Annotated in this window: 16 protein-coding genes; 12 read left to right on the top strand and 4 right to left on the bottom strand. The window is 54.7% G+C overall.

Features of this window, described 5'->3' with window-relative positions; genetic code table 11:
* Positions 1 to 159: 159 nt before the first annotated feature.
* The 3 genes from RC73_RS12430 (at position 160) to RC73_RS12440 (ending at position 9,223) form a co-directional block, all read left to right on the top strand.
* A complete protein-coding gene (locus RC73_RS12430) occupies positions 160 to 3,852 on the top strand; it encodes a response regulator (RefSeq protein WP_039034942.1) in 3,693 nt (1,230 codons plus the stop codon).
* Positions 3,853 to 3,912: 60 nt separating this feature from the next.
* Positions 3,913 to 6,318, top strand: coding sequence for a zinc-dependent metalloprotease (locus RC73_RS12435; RefSeq protein WP_039034943.1), 2,406 nt, complete (start codon positions 3,913 to 3,915; stop codon positions 6,316 to 6,318).
* A gap of 121 nt (positions 6,319 to 6,439) precedes the next feature.
* A complete protein-coding gene (locus RC73_RS12440) occupies positions 6,440 to 9,223 on the top strand; it encodes a M16 family metallopeptidase (RefSeq protein ID WP_039034944.1) in 2,784 nt (927 codons plus the stop codon).
* On the opposite strand, the gene RC73_RS12445 is transcribed toward RC73_RS12440, so the two are convergent.
* The gene (locus RC73_RS12445) at positions 9,220 to 11,028 is read right to left on the bottom strand and encodes a protein kinase domain-containing protein (protein ID WP_039034945.1); all 1,809 of its coding nucleotides are present in this window, start codon (positions 11,026 to 11,028) and stop codon (positions 9,220 to 9,222) included. The two genes, RC73_RS12440 and RC73_RS12445, sit on opposite strands and share 4 nt — an antisense overlap.
* Positions 11,029 to 11,256: 228 nt before the next feature.
* On the opposite strand from RC73_RS12445, the gene RC73_RS12450 reads away from it, so the two are divergent.
* From RC73_RS12450 to RC73_RS12485, 8 genes are all read left to right on the top strand, one after another.
* Positions 11,257 to 11,604, top strand: a complete 348-nt coding sequence (locus tag RC73_RS12450; protein ID WP_039034946.1) for a hypothetical protein — start codon at positions 11,257 to 11,259, stop codon at positions 11,602 to 11,604.
* 278 nt (positions 11,605 to 11,882) lie between these two features.
* Positions 11,883 to 12,080, top strand: a complete 198-nt coding sequence (locus RC73_RS12455; RefSeq protein WP_039034984.1) for a YheV family putative zinc ribbon protein — start codon at positions 11,883 to 11,885, stop codon at positions 12,078 to 12,080.
* Between the two features lie 173 nt (positions 12,081 to 12,253).
* Positions 12,254 to 15,925, top strand: coding sequence for an ATP-binding protein (locus RC73_RS12460; RefSeq protein WP_039034947.1), 3,672 nt, complete (start codon positions 12,254 to 12,256; stop codon positions 15,923 to 15,925).
* The gene (locus tag RC73_RS12465; protein ID WP_039034948.1) at positions 15,925 to 16,575 is read left to right on the top strand and encodes a hypothetical protein; all 651 of its coding nucleotides are present in this window, start codon (positions 15,925 to 15,927) and stop codon (positions 16,573 to 16,575) included. The genes RC73_RS12460 and RC73_RS12465 overlap by 1 nt, the downstream gene beginning before the upstream one ends.
* The gene (locus RC73_RS12470; RefSeq protein WP_039034949.1) at positions 16,572 to 17,792 is read left to right on the top strand and encodes a hypothetical protein; all 1,221 of its coding nucleotides are present in this window, start codon (positions 16,572 to 16,574) and stop codon (positions 17,790 to 17,792) included. Before RC73_RS12465 ends, RC73_RS12470 begins: the two co-directional genes overlap by 4 nt.
* A gap of 275 nt (positions 17,793 to 18,067) precedes the next feature.
* Positions 18,068 to 19,210 (top strand): transglutaminase-like domain-containing protein, encoded by a 1,143-nt coding sequence (locus tag RC73_RS12475; protein WP_039034950.1) that lies wholly within the window; start codon positions 18,068 to 18,070, stop codon positions 19,208 to 19,210.
* Between the two features lie 16 nt (positions 19,211 to 19,226).
* Positions 19,227 to 19,544 carry a membrane protein gene (locus RC73_RS12480; RefSeq protein ID WP_039034985.1) on the top strand — a complete coding sequence of 106 codons (318 nt, stop codon included), beginning with the start codon at positions 19,227 to 19,229 and terminating at the stop codon, positions 19,542 to 19,544.
* A complete protein-coding gene (locus tag RC73_RS12485) occupies positions 19,541 to 19,825 on the top strand; it encodes a heavy-metal-associated domain-containing protein (protein ID WP_025011288.1) in 285 nt (94 codons plus the stop codon). The genes RC73_RS12480 and RC73_RS12485 overlap by 4 nt, the downstream gene beginning before the upstream one ends.
* Before the next feature lie 95 nt (positions 19,826 to 19,920).
* On the opposite strand, the gene RC73_RS12490 is transcribed toward RC73_RS12485, so the two are convergent.
* Positions 19,921 to 20,340 carry a CBS domain-containing protein gene (locus tag RC73_RS12490; RefSeq protein ID WP_039034951.1) on the bottom strand — a complete coding sequence of 140 codons (420 nt, stop codon included), beginning with the start codon at positions 20,338 to 20,340 and terminating at the stop codon, positions 19,921 to 19,923.
* A gap of 247 nt (positions 20,341 to 20,587) precedes the next feature.
* On the opposite strand from RC73_RS12490, the gene RC73_RS12495 reads away from it, so the two are divergent.
* On the top strand, positions 20,588 to 22,351 hold the full coding sequence (locus RC73_RS12495) for an alkaline phosphatase D family protein (RefSeq protein WP_039034952.1): 1,764 nt from the start codon (positions 20,588 to 20,590) through the stop codon (positions 22,349 to 22,351).
* A gap of 113 nt (positions 22,352 to 22,464) precedes the next feature.
* Here RC73_RS12495 and mgtE read toward each other — a convergent pair whose 3' ends face one another.
* Complete coding sequence (gene mgtE / locus RC73_RS12500; protein WP_039034953.1) at positions 22,465 to 23,820, bottom strand: magnesium transporter; 1,356 nt, start codon at positions 23,818 to 23,820, stop codon at positions 22,465 to 22,467.
* A gap of 22 nt (positions 23,821 to 23,842) precedes the next feature.
* Complete coding sequence (locus RC73_RS12505) at positions 23,843 to 24,502, bottom strand: hypothetical protein (RefSeq protein WP_039034954.1); 660 nt, start codon at positions 24,500 to 24,502, stop codon at positions 23,843 to 23,845.
* Between the last annotated feature and the right edge of the window lie 371 nt (positions 24,503 to 24,873).

Here is a 24,873-nt window from a genome sequence, read left to right on the forward strand (position 1 = left end):
CCCATTAAGCCTAAGAAAAATGCCGTTCACACTAAGTGAACGGCATTACCCATATCGGGGCCTTTGCTTTGTGCGGGGTACTGCATATGCAGCCAAATTAAGTATATGATATCTTTCTTCCCCACCGCTTGGGGATGGGCCGTGATGCAAGGGTAATGGATGAAATTGAGTGAGCCGGATCTGCAGCTGAAATCTCCGATCCAGAAAAATTACAACCGTGCAGTGTTTTACACCTATATGGGGGTGATTGTACTGGCGTTGCTCACGGCTTGGGTGTTTTTTGAGCGCCAGAAGACCCAACAGATGGAGCTCAGGGAAGAACAGGTCGACCGCCATGTGATGCAGATTGACCTGTTGCTGGAATCCAGTATCCGTGCGGTCAAGAGCCTGCGTAATGTGGCAGTGGACCACTTGCGCCTGGCCGAACAGGTACGCAAGGACAGGCTGCCCCAGTACGAAAAATTTAACGAAAGTGGTCAGTTTTTTACCCTGGAGCCCAATTACGCCAGGAGTGGCGAACCCTTCACCAACATGGGGCGGATAACCGGCTCGGGTAGTCTCGATGGCCGTAGCGACAAGTTCTATCAGGAACTGGAGATGCTGTTTGAGCTGTCGTTGTCGTTCCCGGTCGCCAAGGAGGCCGCGCCCAAGGCTTCGGCCATCTATTATCTGTCCAAGCGGCGGATGATGTCTTACTACCCCTGGCCTTCGGATGAGCAGCGTTTTCGCGATGAACTGCTGAATAAGAAACAGTTTCAACTGGCGACACCGGCGATGAACCCCCAGCGCAGTGTGTTCTGGAGTGAGGCCTATGTGGACTCGGCCGGCAATGGTCTGTTGACTACCCTTGGGGTGCCCATCTATCTCGAAGATGAGTTTATCGGTTCTATCAATCTGGACATGACACTGGCATCGCTCGCCAAACAGATACGTCTCTATTTCAAGATGCCGGGCACTGTGATTTTGCTGGATCAGGGCAATAATATTCTCTCCCACAGCGATTTTGATACCTCCAGCATTAACCGGGTCTACCACATCAGTCAACGGATCCCATCCGAGCTGCATTCTCTGCCTGAGTCTGAACTGTTCGATGCCCATGAAGGGATGATCCGCAATGGCTATTACATTCACTCGGTGGCGCTGCACAACGCCCCCTGGCGCCTGCTTTATCTGCAGGATGTCGATGATCTGTTTCTGGACTCGTTTGAGAAGCTGCAGCTGAGCTTTATTTTGGTGGTACTGGCGCTGTCCGTACTGGTGACCATAGTGCACTGGCAGACTCGCCGCTCTTTCGTCAGTCCGGCCTCGCGCCTACTGTCACACCTGGAAGACTGTTCCCGTGAGCCGATCCGGCCGCCGGCGAAGATTACCCAGGGCTGGGAGCCCTGGTTCCAGTTGGTCAGCCGCATTTTTGAAGAAAACCAGCAATATACCCGTCACCTGGCAGAGCAGAACAAGCGTCTGGATAAACTGGTGGCCCGGCGCACCGAACGGCTGAAGGAAACCACAGAAAAGCGGGAGCGGGAATACGCCCTGCTGCGCTCTTTGCTGGACTCCATTCCTGAAGCCATTGTCTTCAAAGATAAAGAAGGTAAGTACCTCGGCTGCAACAAGTCGGCCGAGCGGGTACTTGGCTATACCGAGGCCGAGATGATCGGCCTGAATTCAGACACTTTGACCACCCCGGAGCAGGCCGCCAGAATTCGCGCCGAGGATGAACAGGTGCTCAAGGACAGGGCGCCACTGCGCTATCAGGAAAAGGTTGAACTGGCGGGCAAGCCTGTACTGCTCGATACCCTCAAGCTGCCGTTTTATAACCGCCGCGGTGAGATGCTGGGCTTGATTGCAGTTTGGCGTGATGTGACCCGCGAATATGAAGCAGCCGAGCAGTTGCGATTGTCGGAAGAACGTTATCACCTGGCGATGGACGCGGTGGAAGATGGCCTGTGGGACTGGTATCTGGATTCGGAGCAGATCATCTGCAATCCTGCCTACTACACCATGCTGGGCTACAAGACCAATGAGTTTCCGGCGTTGCTGTCGACCATAGACGAGCTGATCCATCCGGACGACAGGATCCGGGTTGAAGAGTATCGCGAGCAGTATCTAGCCGATCCCATAGGCGCCTATGAGATAGAGTTCCGAATGCGCGGCAAGAGTGGTCAGTATCACTGGGTGCTGTCCCGTGGTCGGGTGGTGGAATTTACCACCAACAATGAGCCCAGGCGTATGCTGGGTACCCACAAGGACATTACCCGCAGCAAGAGCAACGAAGTGGCCTTGCTGGAGGCCAAGAAAGATGCGGAACTGGCCAATCTATACAAGAGTGAATTCCTGGCCAATATGAGCCATGAGATCCGCACGCCGATGAATGCCATCATAGGTATGCTGCAACTGGCGCAGCGCACCAACCTGACGGCGCAGCAGAAAGATTATCTGGAGAAGGCTGGTTTCTCGGCCCAATCATTGCTGCGGATCATCAATGACATTCTCGACTTCTCAAAGATTGAAGCCGGAAAGCTGGAGCTGGAGCGGGTCTCCTTCCCGTTGGATAAGGTGTTGGAGCACGCCCTGGATATCAACTCGCTCAAGGCGCAGGAGAAAGGAGTCGAGCTGTTGCTGTATGCCCCTGTGACCGCCGGGCTTATGCTCAAGGGCGATCCTTTGCGTCTTGGTCAGGTGCTGGTGAATCTGCTGTCCAATGCGGTTAAGTTTACCTCCGAAGGGGAGATTGAACTCGGTTGTGAAGATGTCGGCGAACGCGATCATCGCATCACCCTCAAATTCTGGGTTCGGGACACTGGCATAGGGATCAGCAAGGAGCAGCAGGAGATACTGTTTGATGCCTTTGCCCAGGCAGATGGCTCCACCACCCGTAAATATGGCGGCACAGGCCTTGGCTTGTCCATCAGTAAGCATCTGGTGTCCATGATGGGCGGCAAGATGCAGGTGCAGAGTGAGCCGGGTGTCGGCAGTGTATTCAGCTTTACCATTAGCTTTGAGATCGCCGAAGAGGCCAAGATTGAACCTTTGGTGATGCCGGAACAGCTCAACAGCCTGCGGGCGCTGGTGGTGGACGATAACCCCACGGCGCTACAGATATATTCGACCCTGATGCGCGACTTCCACTTCGAGGTGGACACGGCTGCCAGCGGTGCCGAAGCCCTTTATAAGCTGGAAAAACAGGAAACCGACCTGCTGCTTATCGACTGGATGATGCCGGAAATGGATGGCCGCGAGGTGATCCGTACCCTGGATGAAATGGTGGCCGATGGCAGAATAAGCAAGCGCCCCGTGGTGATTATGATGACGGCCTATGCCGCCGGTCCATTGGCCCAGGAAGTGGAAGATGCCAATGTGTTTGCGCTGTTGCAAAAACCCTTCAAGGCCTCGACTCTGTTTGATGAGATAATCTCAGCCTTTGCCGAGAAACCTCACCCGGCGACTGTGGCTGAAATTACTGACAATCAGAGTGGTGGTCACAAAGGCTTGGTGCTGCTGGTGGAAGATAATCTGATTAACCAGCAGGTAGCCTCCGAACTGCTGCGCAGCGCCGGCTATGAGGTAGATTTGGCCGACAATGGCCAGATTGCCCTTGAGATGGTGGAGCAGCGTCAATATGACGCGGTATTGATGGATATTCAGATGCCTGTGATGGATGGTCTGACGGCGACCCGGGAATTGCGCAAAAAATACGACAGGGAGACGCTGCCGATTATCGCCATGACGGCCCATGCCATGTCTGGCGATCGTGAGAAGAGTCTGGCGGCGGGAATGAACGCTCATATCACCAAGCCCATTATGCTCAATGAACTCTTTGATACCTTGAGTGAATGGGTGGGCAGGACTTGAGATAAACCGGCCGATCCCTTAACTTGAATGGCAACTTACAGATAACAATCAGGAGATGGGATGAAACCTCAAAGTTGGACCTTGTTGTTGGCGCTGATCGCGGTACCCGGATTGGCGCAGGCGGCACAGGAGAGGGAGGCCGCCGACGTCATCAGCGAAAGCACTCAGGCCGAAGGTTTTATCAATCTCTTTTATGATGCCAAGGCCGGGCAGCTGTATCTGGAACCGAGCAGACTCAACCAGCCTATGTTGCTGCTCTCCAGCTTGCCCCACGGCGTTGGCTCTAACGACATAGGGCTCGACCGGGGGCAACTGGGATATACCCGCATGGTGCAATTTGAACGCCAGGGGCCCTATATTCTGCTCAAACAGCTCAACACCCGTTTTCGTGCCGATACCGATGACCAAGCCGAGCAAAGAGCCGTGCATGAAGCTTTTGCCGAATCTGTGCTCTGGCGCGGCAAACTCCTGCCGGGAAAACGTCTGCTGGTGCCGGTCAATGACTTGATGTTGCAGGACCTACACGGCATCAGCCAACAGTTGGCGGCCAGGGGCCAAGGGCATTATCGTCTGGACACCAGCCGCTCAGTGGTGTTGCCAACCTCGGTCAAGTCGTTCGAGCGTAATTCGGATGTGGATGTGCAGCTGACCTTTGCCAGTGATAAGGCCGGCGCCAGAGTCGCCGAGGTGACTCCGGATGGTCAGGCACTGTCTCTGAGACTACGCTACTCCTTTATCGCCTTACCTGAGCCGGGTTATCAGGCGCGCCGTTATCATCCCATGAGTGGTTATCTGTCTGATGAGTACAAGGATTATGCCACCGCCATAGATCAGGATATCAACCAGCGCTTCTTGCTGCGCCACCGGCTGCAGAAGGTCAATCCCGGCCCCGAGCCAAGCGAAGTGGTTGAACCCATTACCTATTATCTGGATCCCGGTGTACCAGAGCCGATTCGTGGTGCCTTGCTCGAAGGCGGTCGCTGGTGGGAGCAGGCTTTTAATGAGGCGGGGTTTATAAATGGTTTCAAGTTGGAGCTATTGCCGGAAGGTGCCGACCCTCAGGATGTGCGCTACAACGTGATCCAGTGGGTACACAGGGCCAGTCGTGGCTGGTCCTACGGTGCGGCGGTGACAGATCCCCGCAGCGGTGAAATCATCAAGGGCCAGGTCACTCTGGGGAGTCTGCGGGTGCGTCAGGATCACCTGATTGCCCGTGGTCTCACTGCCGGGTGGGAAGACAGACAAGCGGCCGATGCAGCCGCCATGGCCTTATCTCTGGCGCGTATTCGCCAGTTATCGGCTCATGAAATCGGTCACACCCTGGGGCTGGATCATAACTTTGCCGCCTCCACCAATAACAACGCCTCTGTGATGGATTACCCCCATCCCTATGTACGCCTCGACGGCAAACGGGTGGACATCAGCCAGCCTTACGCCGAAGGGTTGGGCGCCTGGGATAAGTTTGCCATCAAGTACGGTTATGGTGACTTTGGTGATGAGGCCCAAACCCAGGCCGCGCTCAAATCGCTGCTCAAAGAGGTGCAGCAACAGGGGCTGAGATACATAGGCGAGGGTGACTCGCGAGCGGCTTCAGCCGCCCATGCTTATGCCAGTCTTTGGGACAGAGGCGAGGATCCGGTCAAGGAGTTGGCCAGAATGCAGCTGGTCAGGCGCCAGGCGCTTGAGACATTCTCCGCCAAGGCGCTGTTGCCGGAGCAACCCTTGGGCGAACTCAGTGATGCCCTTGTGCCCATCTATCTGTTGAATCGTTACCAGATCAGCGCCGCGGCCAAGTTTGTCGGCGGCATTGACTACAATTACCTGGCAGATGCCAATAGCGGTAACTGGCATTTTATTGCGCCGGAATTGCAGAAGCGGGCACTCGATACCGTGCTGGCGACTCTGGATCCCAGAGAACTGTATCTGCCAACTGAGCTTCTGGAGCAACTGGTGCCCAAGGCCGGTAACTATTACCGCAGCCGCGAGAGTTTTGCCTCATCTCTGGGGGTTGCCGTGGATCAGCTGAGCATGGCAGAAGTGCTCAGTCGCCATACAGTGTCGACGCTGTTGAACCCTGAGCGGCTCAACCGAGTGGATCAGGCCTTTACCAGGGACACAGAGCAGCTGTCGGTAGAGGATTTGCTGGATAGATTGCTGGCTAAGACACTGCTGAAATCTCTGCCTTCGGGAGATCAGACCAGTATTGCGATGCGGGTCAATGCTGTGGTTTTGGATGGCATGTTGCAGAGTTTCGAGAGTGACGCCAGTAGTCCGGAAGTTAAAGCCATATTGAGAATGAAGCTGGATTATCTGCTTAAGCAGTTGCCCAGAAAGGAAAAAAGAAGTTCAGGTTACAAGGCGGCTCACTATGGACAACTGCAAGCTGTGCTTGAGCAGGCACTGAAACAAGCCGGGGTTAGAGCGATCAATAAACCTGCGGAAATGCCACCGGGCTCGCCGATTTAGTACGTCGTAAGGTATTGATTATGTGACATAATTATTTTATTACCTTATATTGGCATCTTTCATGTTCCAGAGGTTCGGGCCCATTTTGCACCGAGCCTCTGTTTTTTTTAGGGAATTGGTTATGCCAAAAATTCTGTTTCTCAGAGTCTGGCTTGGCAGCTTATTGCTGCTGCTCTGTTTCATTGCCAAGGCCGATGGGCTAAGCCTTAGCCCCCGCGTACACCAGGGCCAACTGGATAACGGTCTTAAATATCAATTGGTGGATAACAAGACTCCGGCGAATGCCATAGTGATGCGGATGCGGATCGCTTCCGGCTCACTGAATGAGGCGGAAAATGAGCAGGGGCTAATGCACCTGCTGGAGCATATGGCATTTAAAGGCTCCGTCGCTATCCCGGAAGGGGATATGATCCCAAGGTTGCAGCGTCTTGGTTTGAGTTTTGGGGCCGATACCAATGCCGTGACTGAATTTACCCAGACAGTCTATAAGTTCAACATCACTCAAGGGAATGAGCTAAAGCTGGATACCGGGCTGATGTTGATGCGGGAAATTGCCGACAGGCTCACTCTGGATCCCAAGGCGCTTGAACAGGAAAAAGCCGTGGTGCTGGCCGAGCTTAAAGAACGTCAGTCGGCTGAGCTTGAAAATTATCGTAACCAACTGCGTTTCTGGTATCCCTCCAACCTACTATCAAAGCGTTTCCCTATTGGCGAAGCAGATATCATCAAGGCGGCAGATGTCGCCAAGCTGCGATCTTTGTACCAACGTTTCTATACCCCGGAGCGGACAACATTGATCTTGGTCGGTGACCTGGACATTGTCCGTACTGAAGCCCAAATCAAGCAGTTGTTCGCCGATTGGAAGCCGCACCCTCAGGCGGTTGCCCCGGCACAGGTGAAGCTTTCTCCGCCTGTAGTCAGAAAGCAGCCTCAGGCAGACACTTTCTTCGACCCCAGTTTGCCGACTCAAGTCTCTCTTGGGGTGTTGACTCCCAGAACACCAAAGCCTGACAGTATTGAAAAGCGTCAACAGCAGATGCTTGAGTCGCTGCTGGGGAGTATGCTTTATCAGAGGTTGCTGCCACACCTGTTTGCCGAGGAAGGTATGAGCCATGCTTCTGTTGAGTTAGGTGAAGAGTTTGGCACAGCGGTAAGGGTGGAATTGGCTCTGGAGACCCAGGAAGACAACTGGCCGCAAGCTGTGGCTCTGTTGGAGCAGACCATACGTCAGACCCTGCAATATGGCTTCAGCAGTGAAGAGCTGCAGCAGGCGCTGAAGAGCCAACATAAGCACTACCAGCGCAGTCTGGCCGGCAGTAACACCATTCACAGCCTGAATATGGCCGAGGCTTTGGTATCAATGGATGCCGAGGCCATGATACTGATAGAACCAGCAGATGAGCTGGCTATTTTTGAGGCCTTGGCGCCGCAAATTACCCCGGCGCTTATCCAACAGACACTGGCCGAACTCTGGCAGGGACAACCCGGTATCTATCTTTCCGCTGCCAAGGCGCCAACCGCGGTAGAAACACAACTCTTGGCGGCATATGAGCAGAGTAAGCTGCAGCCGGTTACTCCCTATAAGGCTAAACAAGCCAGCGAGTTTGCTTATCAAAGCTTTGGTGAACCCGGGAAGATAGTGGCCGATAAACGGGATCCCGATACCGGAATACGCCAGTTACGTTTTGCCAATGGCACTCTGCTTAACCTTAAATCCACCGAATTTGAACAGAACAATGTGGCTATCAGCTTGTCATTGGGATTCGGTGATTTGCCATTTCCGCGCCAAGAAGGTTTGGGCACTCTGTTCAATAATGCTTTTATTTACGGTGGGCTGGAGCAGCACTCCTGGCAACAGCTGGGGGATATCTTTGCCGGGCAGAATATCTCGGCAAATATTGGCGTCAGTACTGAAGGCTTTGGCGGCGTGACCAATACCAATGCCGATGAACTCAGAACTCAGCTGGGGTTACAGGCCGCCTTTTTAACCGCCCCGGGCTGGCGCCAGGAAGCCATCAACCTCTTTCGGCAGCAAGTTAAGGCAGAAAGTCAAAGCCGCAACGCCAATCCTAATAGCGCTTTCTGGGATGGTCTGAGTGGACTCCTGCACCCCGGCGATCCCCGATATGGTTACGGCCGGGAAGAGCAGGTGTTGCAGCGGGACTTTGCAGAAATAGCCAAGGTATTGGCATCGGCGCTGGATAAGGGAATGCTGGAAATCGCGCTGGTGGGAGATTTCGATGAGGCTCAGGGGATAAAAGCGGTCGCCGAGACATTCGCTGCCATCGAGCGGCATCCGGCCAAGGCATCGGCTTTCGAGCGGCTGGTATTCCCCAAGGTGCCGGCACAGAGCCAAATTTTCCATCGGGGAGCCGAGAATTCGGCGGCATTGGCCTGGCTGTGGCCGACCACCGATATGCAGGATGTTCGGCGTCACAGTGAGCTGATATTACTCGAACAGGTGATGGACATTTTGTTGAATGAAGAAGTCAGGGAAAAAGCCGGCGCCGGATATTCGCCCTATACCTTTAATTATGTCGATTGGCATCCAACAGGTTACGGTTATCTGGGGCTGTTTACTGTCACAGATGCCGCCAAGCTGAAGGCGGCCGAACAGGGCTTTGCCGCGGTTGTAGCCAGAGTCATGGCCAAGGGTGGCATAGATGCTGAACTGCTGGAGCGGGCGCGTCAGCCCTTGCTGCAATGGTTGCAAAGTGCTCCTGCCAGCAACGACTTTTGGTTGGATCTGGCGGCAACGGCCCAGACTCGGCCGGGCCGTTGGCTGGGATTTCAACAACGACAGCAAATACTGGGGCAACTGGATGGTGAAGCCCTGGAAGCCGTGGCTCGAGAGTATCTTCAGAATGATCGCCGCTTGAGTGTGACGACAACTTACGCCAACTAAGCGCTGGTTTTGGGATTTCTCGGATAGAAGCGCTCCGGCTTGCGCTGCAGGTGTTCGAACCTGCGGGTATTTTTATAGGGCAGCTTCATAAACCCCGAGACCCCTTGACCTTGGATCTTGTCCACATGACTGAGGATCCTGTCCAGACAGGCGCGAAACTGCGCCTGTTTTCTCGGGTTGAGTAGTCTAAGGTAACTGTGGATCTTCATATGGGTTGGCAGGGCTTCGAAGATGATACAGCCTGTGTGGTGTATCTGGTTGAGCCAGCCAAGTTCAGTCATGATTTCCGCAGGCAGCTCCAGGTTTTCATCCGGATCCCGGCCATCTTCAAAGTAGGAGTGCAGCCGGGATTGATCTTCGAGTGTCGGCACATCGCCCACCTCAAAGGGCAGCAGCTGATCTGCCTTGGCCTTGAACGGCTCTGCAGGGCCGCTGCGTTCCAGGTGCAGGGTATCTTTGGCGTTGAAGAAACAGGCCTTGAAGATACCTATGCGATGAATTCCCCGGGCCAGAGTCACCATGTTGTTGACCGCTTGAATTAATGCCGGCCTGAGTTCTTCATCATAAAGGGCCAGGTTGGAGTCGATATAGACGCCTGTCTCCTGCCAATGAATCGCCAAACCGCCCACAATCGGATACTGACCCAGGCGGCCAACGGCGGCGATAAAGCCCTTCTCTGTGTCTCCCATGCCGGCGAGAAAGTTGCGGTAGTACTTCTCCAGTTGAATATCTTCGGCGCGAATAGCCTCGGCATCGGCGTCCGGATGATGGCTGCGCAGAAACGATTTCCGCGAACTGTAGCTGACTGTTTCCACGTCCCGGGCCCGTTTCTGTACCCAGACGGGGATCTCGGCATTCAGCTCCTGTGGCAACGGTGGCAGTAAAAGATGCTGGCTGTATCTCATGCTGCGCAGGAAGTAGTCGCCGGCCTTGAGACGGGTGAGTGGATCTGAGCCCAACATGCCTTCGAGGATCCTGGCCAGTTCTAGCGGCAGACCTATGCTGGTGGGCGGGATCACTTGGGAACCGAAGCGGCTGGCCTGGCCGGACGCCAGAGCATAGAGGGTGGCGGCAACCCCTTGTTCATCAAATCTGGGGCTGGAAAGCGCCCCCGAGAGTTGCTCATCGCCGATAAAATAAACATCGCCCATGCGGGCGTTGGTATGCTGTTGATCGCTCGACATTAGCTCCATCACATTGCCGCCGACCGGGCGGTTATCGGCATCGCGCTGGGCAAATACCGCCGAGCCCCAGTCAATCAAAGACAACTTGTCTTCTTCTGGGTCATAAACCAGGTTGGAAGGTTTGATATCCCCATGAACCAAGGGTCTGCCGCTGCGCAGATATTGCAGCAGATCTGCCAACTGCCTGGCAATGCTCATGATTTCCGCCACAGGTAAGGCTCCATGCCGACGACAGCGCTGATCCAGATCCTGGCCCTGAGCTCTGGCCATCACCAGGATCCCCTGGCGTCCAACTCTGTCGAACTTTATCAGTGGTGGCACATTGGGATGATTGACCTGAGACAGCATGAAGGCTTCTTCTTCCAGTCTGTCCTGTACCTGTTGGGGCAGGGTGATGCGGGAGAACTTGAACACATGTTCCTGGCCATGGCGGTTTCGTCCGGCGAACACAAAACCATAGGCGCCTTTGCCTATCAGTTGCGGGTCATCATAGCCCAACTTGATTAGTTGCTGGCGGCAGAGGCGGATCCAGGCTCTGTGCTTGCGAGCGTCATCGGCCTTGAGCAGATAGACAGATTGCTCTTCAGAAATATAAAAGTGCTGCAGCTCAGGTGTTTGCAAGCGATTTCTCCATTGGCAGAGGCAAGGATACAAAATAACAACAAGCAGAAGCTCATTAAAACAGCAAGGGATAACCGCGGCAAGTTGTGACTCTGGGATCCAGCTCAGAACAAGGCTTCCTAGCGTATCCTTTTGGACGGCACTTTGACCTATATCAATTTCATTGCGCCCTCCCCAGAGTAACCTGTTTGCAACAAGCCGCAGTGGCAGAAGAGATTTGGAGGCCTTATGTCAGTGCCAGATAAGCAGGAGCTGATCGCATTGTTCGAGTATGCCCGTCCCAGGGTGATACAGTCGATGGAATTGCGTCATTGTCCCCATGCGGGTTTCTATAATCCAGTGGATGAGCGCTGTAATTTTTGTCATCAGGGCATGGAATGTATCTGGATGAACCAGAATGATGAGCTGGTGGATCTGGAGCAGAAATCACTCGAAGAGTTGAGGCAGCAGTTATTGATAGCGGTCGACTTTGTCGATTCCAGCCTGAGCCCGCATCATTTGTCACGGCGCAAATGTCAGTGTGATAACTGCAATTGGCTGCGCAAGGTGCAGGAGACCCTGGCCAGATTAGCCTGATACCACCCCACCCCCAAGTTTGACTTGCCACTCAGTGATGCCGGATTATTGGGCTAAGCGAACTTCCTGATGGAATGGTATTGGAATTGCACGATACCATTCTTTATCTGGGATCAGTTCCAAATAATCTGCTACATATCCATCTTAGTTATAACCATATGTTTTTATATGGTTTATTCATTAATGGCACAAACATTATCCTAACGCTGTTTAAAATGCGCCATGGCAGCCACAGATATGGCAAAATAATGCCATTGCTTATCAACCAGACTCAGAAGATGAACAGGATCAAGAAACGCTTTGTGGCCGGTGCCAAATGTCCCAAATGTCAGGCTCAGGACAGCATAGTGCTGTTCAAGGAGAATGGTATAGAAACGGTCGAGTGTGTCGAGTGTGATTACCGCGAGCAGCAGACCGATGACAAGGTCAGTGACAAGGCGACCGGTGAAGTGATTGGCCTGTTCAAACCTGAATAATATTCTTTAAAACCCGCAGCGGATCCCGCTTTCTTTACCGGCCCTTCAATTGCCAAGGGTGGGTCTTTCCATTAATTTAAGGGTTTTGCTGTATTGAGGCGGTTTGCCCGTCTGTTGCCGCGAGTGCCGGGGCCTCTGGCCGCTTGGGGCTTGCTGTCTGCATAAGGATTTATATGCCAAGCTTGATTCGAATAGTGCTGATCGACACCCATCTGCCGGGCGTGGTGGAACTGAAGCTCGATGGCCATACCAATATCTGTGGTACCAACGCCTCGGGTAAGACCACGCTGCAGCGTCTGGTGCCTGTGTTTTATGGTGAATACCCCAGCCGGGTCGTGCCTTCGACCCGTGACAGCTTCGAGCGCTGGTATCTGCCCAGAGAATCCAGCTATATCATTTACGAATACCAAAAGAGTGATGGCTTGCTGTATCAGGCGGTGCTGGCCTCGGCCGGCGACGGCAAAGGGGTCAACTATCGCTTTATCGCCAAGGGATTTGAACTGGAAGACTATATCAAGTCCCAAAACGGCGACACTATTTTGTGCCATACCATGGCCGAACTGGGCCGCGAGATGAAACGCGCTGGAGTGAACCATACCAAGCTTTTGAATACCCGAGAGTTTCGCGCCATCATCCAGAATGACCGTACCTTGCTCAACACAGGCACCAGCCGCACTGAGCTGCGCAGCTATGCCCGTTTGTTCTCTCTGTGCGAGGCCGATCATTCACTGCGCCATATCGAAAAACTGGCCAAGGCGGTGCATTCCAAAGAAGGCAAAATGGAAACGGTCAAGTCGATGATCGCCGCCATTTTGGAAGAGGATGGCGTTAACCCGCCGGCATCAAGGCTCAATCCACAACGAGTCGAGGCCTGGATCCGCGAGAGCCAGCTGATCGCCGGGTTCGAGCAGATCCGTCCCGAATTTGACAAGCTGGAGCAGGAGTTCAACGAGCTGCTGTCGGCCGAACTGCGTCTTGGCAGCCTGGCCAAGGGCTATCGCAATGACGAAGTGCTGGAGGCCCAGCGTCAGGAGCAAAATCAGACCCTGTCGCGGGAGCTGAACTTCCGTCTCAAAGCATTGGATGATGAGTGGAAAGAGCAGCGCGACGAGCTTAACCAGGAGCTGTCTGCCGCCAAGGGCGATGTCGCCAAGCTGGAATATGAACTCGACGCCATCGAAAACCAGCATGCGGCGTTTCTCGATGCCGATATCGAACAGGCCAAGGCCAATCTGGAACAGCTGCCGCTGTGGCGCAGCGACCTTGAGAACCTCAGCGAAAGACACAAGCTGCAAACAGAGAAGCACCAGGACATAGAAGCCGCCTATAACGCCCGCCGCAGCAAGATTGGCGAACAGCTCAACAAGGAGCTGGAAAAGCTGCAGCAGGAGCTGGATAAGCAACGCGAGGCCCGCGACAAGCAGCGTGAAGTGGCCCGGGAAGACTTGGCGCGCCTCGATGCCGAATTCCGTGAGCAGCAGGAAAACGGCAAGGCCAAATTCCAGGAGCAGGAGTACCAGCTCAAGCTCAATGCGGCCGAGCTCAAGCTGCAGGTCGACAGCGTGACTTATACCGAGGAGGAGAAGCTCAGCCTGGCGGTATTCGACGAGCGTATCGACCGTGCCGATGCCGAGCAGGAGGCTGCCAACGCCAAGGTGGAGCGGCTGATGAGCGAAGAGCGCAAGCAGCGCTCACTCAGGGATCAGGCGAGCGAATCACTCAGAATTGCCGCGCTCAGAGTCACGGAGCGCCAGGGCGATCTGGACGATCTCAAACACATGCTGTTCCCCCAGTCCCATACCTTACTGGAGTTCCTGCGAAAAGAAGTGCCGGGTTGGGAGCAGCACCTGGGTAAGGTGGTACATCCCGACTTGCTGCACCGCACTGACTTGCACCCCAATGTTGGCGCCGAAAGCGACAGCCTTTTTGGGATCTCATTGGATCTCAAGGCGCTGGAGATCCCCGAATACGCCAGTTCAGAGCCTGAGCTGAGGGCCAAGCTGGCCAAGGCCGAAGATGCGCTGCAAAACGCCTATGGGCTGCAGGAAGAAGCGGAAGAGCGCCTGGTGCAGGCCAACGAAGCGCTGGATAAACTCAGCCGCGAGCTGACCTTTGCCCGCACGGCATACAAGAATTTGCGTGACGATTTGCGGCGTCTGTTCGAGGAACGCCGCACTGTGCAGGAGCAGATCAACAAGGCGTTGGCTGAGCGTAAGGCGCAGGCCGGTAAACGCCTGACGCTGCTGGATCAGGAGATGAAACAGCTGCGCAACCAGCACCTGGAATGGCTGGAGGAACTCAAAGAGCAGGCACTGGATGCCAGAATGGAAAAGAACGCCTACTGGCAGGAAGTGGTCGGCGCGCTGGAGCTGCATCTGGAGCAGCTCAAAGAGAGCATCAATCAGCGTCGCAGTCGTGCCAAAGAGGAGCAAAAAGCCTGCGAGCAGTGGTACAAGAACGAGCTTAAGTCCCGCGGGGTGGATGAAGACAAAATTCTCGCCCTCAAGCGGGAGATCCGTGAGCTGGAAGGTGCCATTGCCGCCGCCGAGCAGCGCCGCAGTGAAGTGCTGCGCTATGACGACTGGTATCAGCACACCTGGCTGGTGCGTAAACCCAAGCTGGTGACCGACCTGGGCGAAGTAAAGCGCGCCGCTTCCGAGCTGGATCAGCAATTGAAAACCAAGGCCAACGAAGTCAAACATGCCCGCCAGCAACTGGAGCTACAAAGGCGCCAGTCCGATGCCGCTCAGGTAGAGGCCTCGGAAAACCTCACCAAGTTGCGCGCCTTGCTGCGTAAGCTGGCCGAGCTGAAATTGCCGCGCAACGATGAAGAGCCCCAGGGCAGCCTGGGTGAACGTCTGCGTCAGGGCGAGGAGCTGTTGCTCAAACGGGAGCATCTGCTGGGTTCGGTCAGGCAGTATGTGGATCATTTCGATCAGGTGATTGCCAGCAAGTCAGGCTCCAGCCTATCCGAGTTCTGGGAAAAGGCCCGTGAAGAGTCCAGCTCAGTCAATGACAAGGGCATTCGCCTGCTGGATTACCGCAAGTTGGTGCCGCATCTGGCCCAACTGCTCAATGTGATGGTGCCGCAGTCGATTACCGCGCTGCGTGAACAGGGCCGGATCTTCGGTGTCGACCTGACTGCCTTCTACGATGTTTTGGCCGATATCGACCGCCGTATTGCCTCCCAAAGTGCCCGTATTACCCGCGAAGTCGGGGAGGAGCTGTTCCTTGAAGGCGTCTCCGAATCTGCGGTCAGGATCCGCTCGCGGATCAGCGAACTGGAGTTCTGGCCGGAGCTGGAGCAGTTCGTCAAGGCGTTCCGCGCCTGGAAGGCCGAAGGCTTCACCGGCCTGCCGGATGAGCACTATACCAACAGCATGCGCCGGGCCCTGGATATCATAGGCCGCTCGGCCCTGACCGGCGGTATCGCCAAGCTGCTGGAGATTGAGCTGCGCCTCAAGGAGGGCAACTCGGATCTGGTGATCCGCACCGACCGTCAGCTCAACGAGTCATCCAGTCATGGTATGGCTTATCTGATCCTCTGTAAGTTCCTGCTGGCCTTTACCCGCTTGCTGCGGGGCAAGGCGGATGTCACTGTGCACTGGCCGATTGATGAGCTGGGCACCTTGCACCACGCTAACGTGAAGAAGATCTTCGATGCCTGTGAAAACAACAATATCAGCGTGTTGGGTGCTTTCCCCAACCCTGAGTCCGAGGTACTGAATTTGTTTGCCAACCGCTACATCATCAATAAGCAGACCAAGCGACTGCAGGTGGTTAAACCCAAGGTCGATCCCATAGCGCAAAAGCTCTCTGAGCGCTTGGCCAGGGAGGCGGTGTAATGAGCGAACTGCAAAGCACTATCGTCGGCTCCGGCGCCCTGATTGAGCGCCTGCTCAAGGGTGAATTTATCTGCCGCACCACGGATGAGGAAGGTTGGCGCTCACTTGAGAGCCCGGCCACCCGTGACAGAGTCGAGGCCTATCTCAACCAAATCAATCGCACTGTGGCCCAGGCCGCCGAGGGCGAAGTCTTCTTCTGTGGTTATCTGCAGTTGGGGGAGGACGAGCGTAAAGTGATTTCGGCGCAGTTTCGCGATATCTGCCAGGCGTTGATCCCCATGGTGGAATGGTTGGTGTTGGTGCAGGAAGCCAGCGGCCAGGACGCGCCTCTGACCGAAGGCGCGGCGGTGCGGCTTACCGAATTGCAGAGCCGCATTGAGGATACGCCGGCGTTTCGCGAGCAACTGGCCAAGCTGAGCCAGTATCGCTTGTTCGGCTCCAGCTCAAGCAGTGTCGATGGCCAGATCAAACTGGTTTTCAAGCGCTTGCAGGAGCTGGGTTATCTGGTGCGGCCGAATCCGGAAAAACAGATCTATATCGCCACCGGCAAGCTGGATTACCTCTACGAAGTGATCCGTTTTATCGATGAAACCGAGGGCCTTAGTCTGGAGGCTCAGGCTGAAACCGCCACCCAGAGGGATCTGATATGAGCAGCAACCTGCATCAGGCCGGGGTCAAGCTGCTGAGGCTGCTTGGGCGTAACGCCGAACTGGTGATGGACGCCTATCTTTCCGGTAGCTTGGATGAGACCCAGCAGGAACCTGCGCTGCTGAAGAAGCTTACCGATAACGGTATTCTTTGGCGTCCCGAGCCGGACGAACCGCTCAGGTTGTCGCGTAATGTCAGGGCCCTGCTGGAAGAGGGCCTCAAGGATGAGCGTAACCGCCAGATCAACGCCAACGTCGGTTCGGCCCTGGCCACCATCAAGACCTTGGCCAATCACTACCGTGAGGCGCGCGCCAGCGTGGATTACAGCGCCGCCGAGGCCTATCTGGCGGACTTGACCGAACACGTATTCAGCTTCACCGAGAGCCTGCGTTACTCCATTCGTGTGCTCTGGGGCCGGATCAATAACGAGTTCGGTTATGTGGGTTCAATTAACGCCAAGATCCGTGAAAACGAGCTGGCCCAGAGCCAGGTATCGGAACTGCTTAACGGCCTGGAGCTGTTTGAGTTTACCGAGCTTGGCGAAATTGCCGGGGATATCCGTGAGCTGCGCCGCCTGCTGGTGACCATGCTGCAGGATACCCTCAGCGATTGCACCCAGGAGCTGAGCGTGGTGCAGGGGCGGCTACTGGAATTGCTGGGACGCTTCAGGCAGATCCGCGGTCGTACCCGTTTGCTCAAAGGCTGGTTGCTGTATACAGATTTGCACCCCGACTATCAGGTGGCCGACCATGTGGCGCACAAGCAGGTGCCTGTGCTGTTCAATCATGCCGAGGCCTTGCTGGCACCGGCATCTGTGGATGTGAACAACAGCGGTCAGGAACTGCAATTGATGGAGATGGTGGCCCGTATCAAGGCTATCAGTCGTGACCATCTGCCCAAGAGGTTGCAGGAGCACGACGTGCCGGTTGCGGTTAGTCCTCAGGAAGACTTTGATATGCCGGATAACCCGCTCAAAGAGGCAGTGGATGAGTACTTCTGCGCCGTCATTGACTCGGGCCGCAACACTTCGGCGCTGGAATATCTGCAGCAGCAACAGCTGTCCTGGGATCCGGAAAGCTGGCTCTATCAGGTGATAGGTGGCTTCGAAGGGCTCAGTGAAGAGCACAAGCGCTTCTTTGCCCTGGAGCCTTTGGGTGAACCCCATCCGCTTTATTCGGGTAACTTCATTATCCGCGACGTGGAAGTGGGGCTGAGATAAGCCCAGGTAAGAATGTGATCCGGCGCCGGTTTTTCCCTCTGCCATACCGGCTTTACATTGGTAAAACTCAAGGCGAGACAAGATGACCAATATGGTTGTTTTGTCTCGCAAACTTGTTAATTTTTCTTATTATTCCACCTTACTGATGACTCTGGCTGCACGGCCCTTGCGTCTGCGGCTTTGTTGCGGTGCCAGGGGCCGCCACTTATAATGCTTCGGCCCGCCAGCGGGCACCTCATTGACTCGTCTGTTAATCAAACGTAAGGAATTGAATAATGCAGAGACGCAATTTTTTAAAAACTGCGGCTATTTTGTCGACGGCCGGTATCATCAGCCCTGTGATGGCGGCCACATCGAAGACCAAGGCCGTCGAGCATTATTCCGCTGACGGCCGCAGACACTTCACCCTGACTCAAGATTACCAACTGATCGCACCCGAGGGCTCAGAGGGCGTGGTCAAGTTGTGGATCCCGCTGGTGGAAGACACTCAGTTTCAGCAAGTTCGTAAGCTGAACTTCAAAGGCAATTTCCAGGACGCCTATATCACTGCCGATAACAGTTATGGTGCCAAGACACTGTTTGCCACCTGGCCTGATGCCAAAGGCAAGATGGAGCTGCAGTTGGTGATGGAGCTGGAAACCCTCGACTGGGAACCGCTGAAAAACGGTGAACTCGAGCATTATCGCGCCCCAAAAACTATCCAGTACCCGGTGGATGTGGAGCGCTATCTGCTGCCCACCAAGCATATGCCCATTGATGGAATAGTGAAGCAGACTGCAGACAAGATTGTTGGCAAGGAAACCGACCCGCTGAAAAAGGCCCGCCTTATCTACAACTGGGTCAGTGCCAATATGTTCCGCGACAATGACGTTATCGGCTGCGGCACAGGTGATGTGGCCACTATTCTCGAGAGCGGCAAACTGGGGGGTAAGTGTACTGATATCAACTCGGTATTTGTGGCCTTGGCTCGCGCCGCCGGTATTCCGGCGCGGGAGATGTTCGGGATCCGGGTCGGACAGGCTATTAAGATGGGCAAATACTCCAAGAAAGCTTTCGGTAGCAGTGATGCCAATGGCCTGGCCAAGGTCAGTGGTGGTCAGCACTGCCGTGCCATGTTCTATCTGGCGGGTTACGGTTGGTTGCCGGCCGACCCTGCGGATGTGACCAAGATGCGTTTGACCGAGAACAAGCAACACCAGGATCCCGATGTGCAGGCGGTCAACGACTATCTGTTCGGTAACTGGGAAATGAACTGGGTTGGTTTCAACTTCGGTCGTGACTTTGATCTGGCGCCCATGGCCGAGCAGACGCCGCTGAACAACTTTGGTTATCCTTATGCCGAAGTGGATGGCGACCCTGTGAACTATTATGACCCTAAAGTTTTCGCCTATGATTTCCAGTCAACAGAACAGCTCTAAGGGTTTTTTGGCGACACTGGCGGCCGCCGTTGTTGCCGCTGTCGCCTCCAGTCTGTGCTGTATTGGGCCGCTGATCTATCTGGTGTTTGGGGTATCGGCGGCCTCGCTGTCGGGTGTTGAACAGCTGGGCTGGCTGCAAGTGCCTATGTTGGCGCTGTCGACTCTGTTGATCCTCCTGGGCTTTTGGCGTTTGTATTTTTCCAAAAAGCCCCTGTGCACCGCGACCATGAGCCGTACCAGTATGTTACTGCTCTACTGGCTGGCCGTGCCTGTGGTATTGGCATTTCAACTTTACCCTTTTGTATTACCTTGGCTGTTAGAGGTGTTTGAATGAGAAGCTTGTTACTGGTTTTACTGCTGCTGTGCACGCCGTTTGCCTGGGCGGGCAATCTGGTGGTCACCCTGGATGTTAAAGGCATGACCTGCCCTTTGTGTGTCACGGTAATCAACAAGGCGCTGCGCAAGACAGAGGGCGTGATTAAGGCCAAGTCCTCGCTCAAGACCCAACAGGCCAGAGTGATAGTGCCTGAAGGCTTTGATATGGATGCGTTGATAAAGGCGGTGGATGAAACCGGCTATAAGGGCAGTATCAATAAGATAGAACCAGAGGCCTAAGAATTAAGATCTAAGACCTGGTTCATTTAATAGATTCAGCTTGAACCAAAGCTCTGTCCAAAAAAGCGTGCTTTAAGCACGCTTTTTTGATGGATTCAGGCCTTGAGCAATTCCCGGCACAGTTTGACGAAGTCAGAAGAGGTGATTATGCCCTGCACCTTGTTGTGCTCGTCCACAACCGGCAGACAGCCATGCTTGTTGGCAATAAAATAATCCACCACTTGAGTCAGCGGCGCATCGGCCATGAGTGGTTCAAAGTCGGTTTCAATCAGATCGGCTATCAGGGTGCCGCGTTCCTTTCGTTCCAGCGCCCCCTGGCCGTAGCGGGTCAGCAGATTGACTACTGTGGCAATCATCTTCTTATGGGTAAGTATTCCAACCAGAGTGCCGCTGGTTTCTGAGATCACCGGCAGATGGCGTACGCCGCGGGAATGCATTAGTTGGTGGGCGTCCTTGACGCTGGCGCCATCACTGATACACACCACCTGGGTACTCATGATGTCTTTGACTTTCATTGTTTTGTTCCTTCAGCAGGGCCCTGATAGGGCTAATTATCTGTCCTGTAAGGCATTTTGCCCCCTGTTATCAATGTCTGCAAGTTAAGGGGCTTAAAGCGGGCATCATTTTATTTAACTTACTGAATTCATTTGAATACCAATAGGTATTTACCTGTTTGTCACAATTGTGCAATAGTTTGACTTCACAATCTGGACATCCGACCTCATACCAGCATGATGAAGCGTTTTTAAAGGAATAATAACAATGACCCGTAACTTCTCCCGTCGTGACTTTATTGCCCTCTCAGCCAAAGGTGTTGGCGCTGCCGTGCTTTCATACGGCCTGATGGGCTGCTCCAGTGACAATGATGACAATACAGTCGCCGCCGATTTTCTTCATGGTGTCGCCAGCGGTGATCCCACTCAGGATGCCGTGATTATCTGGACCCGGGTTACACCGCAAACGGCGGGGGATGTCAGAGTATCCTGGCAGGTGTCCCGTGATGGTGCCTTCAGCGACTTGGTGACCACAGGTGAAATGGTGACCAATGCCGAGCGTGACTATACGGTTAAAGTCGATGCCATAGGGCTGGAGAGCGGCAGCCGCTACTTCTATCGTTTTATGACGGGTGACAAGACATCCACGGTCGGTATGACCAAGACCCTGCCCGAGGGCGCGGTCGATTCGGTTAAACTGGCGGTGATGTCCTGCGCCAATTTCCCGGCCGGTTACTTCAATGTCTATGAACTGGCGGCGCAGCGGGACGATCTCGACGCCATGCTGCACTTGGGCGACTATATCTATGAATATGGCCGTGGTGGCTATGCCAGTGAACATGCCGCCGAGCTGGGCCGGGAGGTGTTGCCGGCGGGAGAGCTGCTGTCCTTGAGCGATTACCGTAGCCGCTATGGTCAGTATCGCGGCGATGCCAGTTTGCAGAAGCTGCACGCCAAGCTGCCGTTTATTACCGTCTGGGACGATCACGAAGTGGCCAACGACACCTGGAAGGATGGCGCCGAAAACCATAACCAAGGGGAAGGGGATTTCGATGCCCGTAAACAGGCGGCATTGCAGGCTTACTTCGAATGGCTGCCTATCCGCCCATGGCGCGAGGGCAATCATGAAGAGATCTACCGCAGTTTCAGCTTCGGCGATCTGCTGGATCTGCATATGCTGGATACCCGGGTGTTGGCCCGTGATAAACAGTTGGACTATGGTAACTATCTGGATCCGGCTACCGGCGCTTTCAACGATAAGCAGTTTCTCGCCGACGTGACCGACACTCAGCGTACGCTTCTGGGCCAGACCCAACTGCTGTGGCTGCAGGGGAAACTGTTGCAATCCAGCGCCAAGTGGCAGCTTTTGGGGCAGCAGATTCTGATGGGGCGGATGATGTTGCCGGCGGCGATAGCCACTCAGCAGCTGTCTATTCCGCAGTTTGCCGAGTTGGCGGCATTGGCCCAGTTGGCGGCTCGTGCTCAGGCCGGCGATCCGACACTGACCCAAGCGGAACTGACCTATCTGGCTGCCAACCAAGCTAAACTGACGCCGGAAGTGCTGGCACTGTTGCAACTGCCGTCGATTCCTTACAACCTGGATGCCTGGGATGGCTATGCCTATGAACGTGAAGTTGTGCTGGCCACTGCCAGGGCCTCGGGTAAAAACCTGGTGGTGATTGCCGGTGATACCCACAATGCCTGGGCCAATGATCTCAAGGACAAAGATGGCAACATGGTTGGGGTTGAGTTTGCCACCAGTTCGGTTTCCTCCCCTGGGCTTGAGTACTACCTCAACCTGCCACCAGAGCAGATCCCGGCGACAGAGGCGGCCGTTGTAGGGCTGGTGGATGACCTTAAATACGCCAACCTGTTGAACCGGGGTTATATGACGCTGACCTTCAGCAGCGAAGAGGTGGTCAGCGAGTGGTTCTATGTGGACAGCATTCTGAGCAAAGATTTCACTGAAGCAGAGGAGCGCCGTGCCATTGCCCGCTCCTTGGATGGAAAGCCGGGGATCTTGCTTGGCTGATAATTGACTTACATTTTACCAGCCGATCCACGGTGAGTTTGGATGAAATTGTTCAGCCATGACAAGGCGTTTTCTGGCATAACCTAGGTTTCCATAGGTTATGCCAAGGTCAATTAACCACTGACAGGCGGAAAATCCAAAATAGCGGTGGCGACATTGAAGTAGACGATGACACCTATGATATCGGCTATCGAAGTCACCAGCGGCGCGCTGGCCGAGGCCGGATCCAACTTGAACTTGCTCAGCAAGAAGGGCAGGGACATGCCTATCAGGCTGCCGATAATCACCACAAGTTGCATGGTCAGAGCGACCACCAGGGCGATATCGCCGCCACGCCAATAACCCAGGGTAAATACCGCAATCGCCATGGTGGCACCCAGTAAACCGGCCACAAACAGCTCTTTGCCTAGCAGCGACAGCCAGTCTTTGAGGACGACCTCCCCGGTGGCCAGTGCCCTGACCATCAAGGTGGCAGACTGCGAACCGGCGTTGCCGCTGCTGCCGATGAGCAGTGGCAAGAAGAACACCAGAGCAACATAGGCTGTGATGGTATCTTCAAAGTAGGCGATCCCAGTGCCGGATAACACATTGCCGAACACCAGCAATACCAGCCAAAAGACTCGCTTACGATAAAGCATGCCAATGCTGGCTTCCTTAAAAGAGCAGGCCAATTGACCCACGGCGCCGTGTTTGTTGAATTCGGCATCGGCCTGGGCACTGGCTACATCCATGGCATCATCATAAGTGACTATGCCGACCAGTTGGTCTTTGCCGTTGACTACCGGCAGCGCCAGCAGGTCATAGTGGGCTATCATCTGCGCCGCTTCTTCTTTGAGGGCTTCCGCTTCTATGGCAATGGTTTGCTCTTTCATAAACTCTTTCACCAACGCCTTGGGCGGCGCGATGATGAGCTGACGCAGCGACACATTGCCTATCAGGCGGCCGCGCTCATCCACCACATAGGTCTGGTAGATGGTTTCCAGATCTGCGGCCACTTTCCTCAGGCTGTCTATGGCCTCTTCCGCGGTTTGATTGACCCGCAGCAGGGCATAGTCAGAGGTCATAATGGAGCCGACCTTGGAGTCATCATAGGCCGCCAGGGTACGCATATCCTCGCGCTCCGCCTTGGCCAGAGTGGGCAGCAGCAGGGCCTGCTGCTCAATCTCCAACTCGTTGTAGAGATCGGCGCGCTCGTCCGCTGCCATCTCCATGATAATTTTCCCAAGGGTTTGATGATCCAGCGCTTCTGCCAGCAGCTTTTGCTGCTGATGGGGTAGATACCGCAGCAGCGCCGCCGCGGTTTTGGGCTGGCACAGGGTCAGTATTGAGGCCGTTTGCTGGCAGTCGAAGGTCGGCAGCACGGCGGCTATGTCCGCAGGATGAAGCTCAGATGCCAGCATCTGCATCGCCTTGGCGTCTTTGTTGGTCAGGATCAGATGCAGGTTGAGTATGATGTTGTTGCTGTTCATAGGTCATTCTCCCAATGAGCTATCAAGAAAAGAAAAGTTGTAGGCCGGCGCCAAATTGGCGGGCGCCACCGCCATACTGATTGCCATAACCCAGTTGCCACTGCCAACGGGCGTTGGGTTGGTTTTGCCAGAGTAGCTGGTAGCCATAGTCGCCTTGGCCCAGATACTGGTTTTCAAATAGCAGGGTGTGTTGCTGTACTTTGAAGCCGGCTCCCAGGCCAAAAATCATCGCCGGGCCTTCACCCGACTCCAGGCTCAGCCCTAAGTTATTGCGCACAAAGAAGCCCTGGGTGGCAATCGGCAGATCGCTACTGACCAGGGCGTGGCCCTGCCAGCCATCTCTGTGATGACGCCCCAGCTCCAGTGCCAGAGCCTGAGTCTGAACCTGGGATAAGCCGTTTGTTGCCAGCGGTTGTTTGTAGCCCAGCTGCCAGCCGCGGCTCTCATGTCTGTCCCAGGGGGCATCCCGGTTGTCTGTTTGCAGTTCCAGCGCCAATTCGCCGCCAAAGACGGCTTGGTTGAGCCCCAGGGCAAAGTCGTTGTTGCCTGTTTGCCGCTGCCAGTCGATTGCCAGCTCAGTTACTGTGGCGATGTCGGGATCTTCCAGCAACTGAATGCCGGCATGCAGTTGTCCGTGCCAGAGCAGGCCGCCCAGCAGCCAAGTGGTATATCTGAGTGTCATGTTTGTTCCTCCTGTGTGGGGGAACACTCAAGGTCGTAGATGGGGCAGCAAGGCTGTCCTAAGTAAAAACCTTTGTGGTTGCATTAGTTTGCAGCCACAGGAGAACACTGCGGCATACGTGAGCATGTCAAGCTCAACAAGGTTTTTATGGGGAGTAACGGAAAAAAGGATTCTTTAATACGCTACTGCCAGGCTCGGCAGTAGTTTGCGAAGCTGCAGACTAGTGCCGGGCAAATAATCCTGTCTGACTGACAGGGCATCTACTGTCACCTATGTGTGTGTCCACAGTGGGTCTCCGTATGGTTAATTAAGCGGCGATTGTATGGTTGCAAGCAAACAAGTCAAGCGGGAGATTGAAAAAGCGCGTTAAA

This window comes from Shewanella sp. ECSMB14102 (assembly GCF_000813075.1).
In the GTDB taxonomy this organism is placed as follows: Bacteria; Pseudomonadota; Gammaproteobacteria; order Enterobacterales; family Shewanellaceae; genus Shewanella; species Shewanella indica.